Annotated in this window: 3 protein-coding genes; all 3 read right to left on the bottom strand. The window is 72.1% G+C overall.

The window, feature by feature from the left end; genetic code table 11:
• Positions 1-52: 52 nt before the first annotated feature.
• A complete protein-coding gene (locus ACFU6K_RS35255; protein WP_380670141.1) occupies positions 53-832 on the bottom strand; it encodes a hypothetical protein in 780 nt (259 codons plus the stop codon).
• 59 nt (positions 833-891) lie between these two features.
• Positions 892-2,082, bottom strand: a complete 1,191-nt coding sequence (locus ACFU6K_RS35250) for a cytochrome P450 (protein ID WP_380670139.1) — start codon at positions 2,080-2,082, stop codon at positions 892-894.
• 78 nt (positions 2,083-2,160) lie between these two features.
• The coding region (locus ACFU6K_RS35245; RefSeq protein ID WP_380670137.1) for a phosphopantetheine-binding protein at positions 2,161-3,121 on the bottom strand (961 nt) is incomplete at its 5' end.

Here is a 3,121-nt window from a genome sequence, read left to right as displayed (position 1 = left end):
GGGGGGGTTTTGGTTGGGGGGGGGGGGGGGGCCCCGGCCCACCGCGGCGTCGCTACGTCCCCGGTGCGACCGGGCTGATGGTGTCGCCGATGTCGCCCAGGAGGAGGGTCGCCCGGTCCTCCGGATCGACCGAGTAGAACCGCTCGTCGAGGACTCCCGACACGTGGCCGACGTGGAGCGTCAACGAGACCTCCCGCCGCTCCGCGTACCGGGCCAGCGCGAGCGCTCCCTCGGCGGTCGCGTGGCAGGTGAAGACGTCGACGACGGCGCCCGGCCGGGCCGTCAGGTGCATCACCGCCATGAGGGTCACTCCGCTGGCCACGACGCCGTCGACGACCACCAGCCGGTCGCTCCGGGCGGGAAGCCGGTGGTCGACGCCGACGAGCAGGCCGCCGGCGGCGGGCATGCGCTTGGCCTGCGGCGTCCAGCCCTGGTGGCGGGGGAGCACACCGAGCAGTTCGGCCAGGATCCGCCCCTCGCGTTCCGGCGCGACGACGACCGCCCCCGGCACGGACGCGGCGTCCGCCACCCGCACCGGCAGCATGCCGTAGATGTCGAGCAGGGCGCGGAGGTAGCGGCGGCGGTGCGCCTCCCGCTGCTCGGGAAGGTTGGCGACCGCCGTCACCACCGCCATCCGCTCGACCACGCCGGGGTGTTCGTCGGAGGCGACCCTTACGCTGCCCGGCAGTTCGCCCGGGGCGTGCAGGGACTCCAGCACCTGGCGGTCGAACAGCAACAGGTGACTGAAGCGGGTGTCGTGGTTCGACTCGTACGTCTCCACCGTGCGCCGGGCGGCGGGGAGGAGGGCGTCTCGTCGCACTGTACGGGGCACTGGTGACCGGCCTCCTCGGATCGGCTTCCGCCTTGTCGGCTTCTCGACTCGTCGACGGCTCATCGGCTCGGGACGAACGCCACCGGGAGCGAGTCGAACCCCCAGAGGAGGTTCGAGCGCAGCCGGCGGACCGGGCCGGTGACCTCGACCGTCCGGACCCGCCGGGTGAGTTCCTGGAACATCACGGTCAGTTCGAGCCTGGCGAGCGCCGCGCCGATGCAGTAGTGGTTGCCCACGATGAAACCCAGGTGGCGGTTGGGGGAGCGTTCGATGTCGAAGCGCTCCGGGTCGGCGAAGACCTCCTCGTCGCGGTTGGCCGACGGCAGCCAGGCCACGACGTGGTCGCCGGCGCGAACGGGCTGCCCGCCGAGTTCCACGTCCTCCCTGGCCGTACGGAGGGAGTGCATGACCGGGGACGTGAAGCGGATGACCTCCTCGATCGCGGAGGGCATCAGGCCGGGGTCCTCCCGGAGCGCCCGCCACTGCCCCGGGTCGCGGGCGAGGGCCAGCAGCCCGCCCACGGTGGCGTGCCGGGTGGTCTCGTTCCCGCCGGATATCAGGGCGTCGCAGTTGTAGAAGACCTCCTGTTCGGTCAGCGGCACCCCGTCGATCTCACCGCACACCAGGGCGCTCAGGAGGTCGTCCCGCGGTTGCTTCCGCCGCTCCTCGGCCAGGTCCTGGAAGTAGCAGAGGATCTCGGTGTGGGCCTGGACCTTCCTGGCCTCCTCCGCCGCGTCGAGCGCGGTGGAGCTCCAGGCGAAGCGGGTCCGGTCGACCATGAACTCCCAGTCGGCCTCCGGGACCCCCATCAGGTCGCAGATGACCGAGACCGGCAGCGTCTGTGCGACGCGGGTGAACTCGCACCCGCCCTCGGCCACCGCGTCCTCGATGGCGCGCGCGGCCGTCCTCCGCATGGTGGCTTCGAGCCGGTCGACCGTTCTGGGCGTGAACGCCGAACTGACGACCTTCCGGATCCTGTCGTGCCGGGGAGGGTCGGTGACGTTGAGCATCCGGCCCGCCGCCGCGGCCAGCACCCGCGGATCGGAGTCCAGCCGCATGCCGTTTTCGGAGCCGAACACCCGGGGGTCCGTCAGCACGTCCGTGCACGGGCGGTGCGTCATGACCGCCCAGAAGAAGTCGCCGTTGGCCCGCTCGTTCCGGTACACCGGGTGCTCGGCGCGCAGCCGCGCCCACACCGGCTCCGGATCCGAGGTCTGGTAGAGCAGCGGATCCGACAGGTCGATGGTCATCCATGACTCCGGATGTCGGTGGAGATGGAGTTGGAGATGGAGATGGAGGTGGAGTGGGAACGGTCGGCGGGAGCGCGGTCAGCGCAGGGCGTCCGTCACGGCCGCGGCGAGTCCCTCGACGGTCGGGGACTCGAACAGCACGCGGACCGGAAGGTTGACGTTCAGCCGCGTACGGATCCGGGAGATCAGGCCGGCGGCGAGCAGGGAGTGGCCGCCCAGTTGGAAGAAGTCGGCGTCCACGCTGATGTCGCGCCGGTCGAGGAGCTCCTCCCAGATGGCCGCCAGCTCCGCCTCGACCGGCGTGCGCGGAGCGGTGTACGCGGCGCCGGCGTGGGCGGTGTCGGTGTCCACGGGGGAGCTGAGGGCGGCGCGGTCGATCTTCCCGTGGGGTGTCAGGGGCAGCTCCGCGAGGAAGCGGACGCCGGGGGGAACCATGTACCACGGCAGTCTCCGGCGGAGGAAGTCGAGCAACTCCCGTTCCGTCAGGGCCGTTTGCCCGTTCAGGACCGCGTGTAGGCCCAGCGACGGGTTGTCCGGGTCGCCGTCGTCCAGCACCACGGCGCAGGCCCGGACGGCGGGGTGTTCGCCGGCCACCGCCTCGATCTCGCCCGGCTCGACCCGGTAGCCGCGGATCTTCACCTGGTGGTCCCGGCGGCCGACGAACTCGATGCAGCCGTCGGCGTCCGACCGTGCCAGGTCCCCGGTGCGGTACAGGCGTCCTCCCGGTGCTCCCGGGAACGGGTCCGCCACGAAGCGCTCCGCGGTCATGGCCGGGGCGTCGAGGTAGCCGATGGCCAGGCCCGCGCCGCCCAGGTACAGCTCGCCCACCGTGCCCGCCGGTACGGGGGCCATGGACTCGTCGAGGATGTGGCAGCGCACGTTCTCGACGGGGTGGCCGATGGGGACGGAGGAGAACCGGTCCGGGTCCCAGTCGGCCCCCGGTTCGAAGACGGTCGAGGTGATGGTCGCCTCGGTCGGGCCGTAGACGTTGCACCAGCGGATCCGCTCGCCGACGCGTTCGCGCCAGGCCAGCAGGGCC

The organism is Kitasatospora sp. NPDC057512, assembly GCF_042802135.1.
Taxonomy (GTDB): domain Bacteria; phylum Actinomycetota; class Actinomycetes; order Streptomycetales; family Streptomycetaceae; genus Kitasatospora.
The sequence above is the reverse complement of the archived record's forward strand: the minus strand, read 5'-3'. Positions and strand labels throughout refer to the sequence as shown.

Coding starts and splice junctions, on each gene's coding strand:
- ACFU6K_RS35250 (WP_380670139.1), bottom strand. CDS start 2,082: ATGACCATCGACCTGTCGGATCCGCTGCTCTACCAGACCTCGGATCCG.